The following is a 1,205-nucleotide window of genomic DNA, read 5'->3' as shown; positions in this document are numbered from 1 at the left end:
CCAACCCGCTGCCGCACTGACGGTCGAGCGTCACACCGGGGACCTCGTGCCCCAGCCCGGCCGCGAGGGCCCCGACCCTCGCCACGTTCCCCCCGGGGCCGGTGCAGTTGCCCACGACGACGTCGTCCGGCGCAGGGCCCCCGGCGGCGGCCATCTCGCCCACGACCGCGCCGATCACTGGCGCGACCAGGCCGGTGACGTCCACACCCGCGAACGCCCGCCCCACCGTCCCGATCGGGGTGCGACGCGCGGCCACCACCACCGGTGTCCTGTCGTTCACGGCCACCCCACCTGCACCAGGTCCGGGGACCCGGCACCCTCACCCAGCGCCGCGGCCACGACCGCCCGGGCGGGCTTGCCCGAGGACGTGCGCGGCACCTGCGCGACCCGCACCCACCGGCGTGGGCGCTGCGCCGGTGACAGCAGATCCCGGGTCGCCGCCACCAACGCCGTCCGGGTCACGTGCTCATCCGTGCGCAGCACCGCCGTCACCACCGACCCGAGCTCCGGGTGCGGGGTCCCCACGACGACGACGTCCCGCACACCCCGGACCGACGCCACCGCGCACTCCACGTCCTCGGGGACGACGGTCGCCGCACCGGTGAGGATCGCCCCGTCACCACGCCCCCGCAGCACCAACGACCCACCCGGCACCCCACCCGGCACCCCACCCGGCCCGGCCGGCTCGGGCGCGTCGGCCAGGTCACCGACCGTCACCCACCCCTGCCCGTCGCGACGCATCGGCCCCGACACCCCGGCCAGGTACCCGTCCGCGACCCACGGGGACCGCACCCACACCTCACCCAACCCGGTGCCCGCGACCGGCCGCACGTCGACCTCCACCTGCGGGAACGGACGCAACCCGCGCCCGTCGACGTCCACCGCCACGAACGACAGCTCGACCGCCCCGTAGTACGCGACCACGGAGACACCCAGGGCGGTGGCGCGCTCGCGGGTGCCGTGCGGCAGGGCCGCTCCCCCGCACACCAGGGTGCGCACCGACCCGGGGCCGGTGGCCTCCAGGACGTCGAGGGTGTCGGTGACGGTGCGCGGCACACCGTGGACGACGTCCGTGTCGGTGAGCGCGCGGGCGAACGCCGGGCCGGTGCTGGTGGGGGCGGTGCGGACCGTCGCGCCCTCGGCGAGGGCGTGCAGGGCGGCGAACGACCACAGGGACGACGCGGTGCTACCGGGCAGCAGGACGG

2 protein-coding genes are annotated in these 1,205 nt (G+C 77.1%); both read right to left on the bottom strand.

All coding sequences use genetic code 11. The features are described 5' to 3' along the window. Positions 1 to 280 (bottom strand): thiolase family protein (locus N869_RS15205; protein WP_456297590.1); only part of this gene is annotated, 280 nt, incomplete at its 3' end. Further along, positions 277 to 1,205, bottom strand: a 929-nt coding sequence (locus tag N869_RS15200; protein WP_035063065.1) for an AMP-binding protein, incomplete at its 5' end; no start/stop codon positions are given. The genes N869_RS15200 and N869_RS15205, both read right to left, overlap by 4 nt.

This window comes from Cellulomonas bogoriensis 69B4 = DSM 16987 (assembly GCF_000767165.1).
In the GTDB taxonomy this organism is placed as follows: Bacteria; Actinomycetota; Actinomycetes; order Actinomycetales; family Cellulomonadaceae; genus Actinotalea; species Actinotalea bogoriensis.
This window is presented reverse-complemented; position numbering and strand designations above follow the sequence as displayed.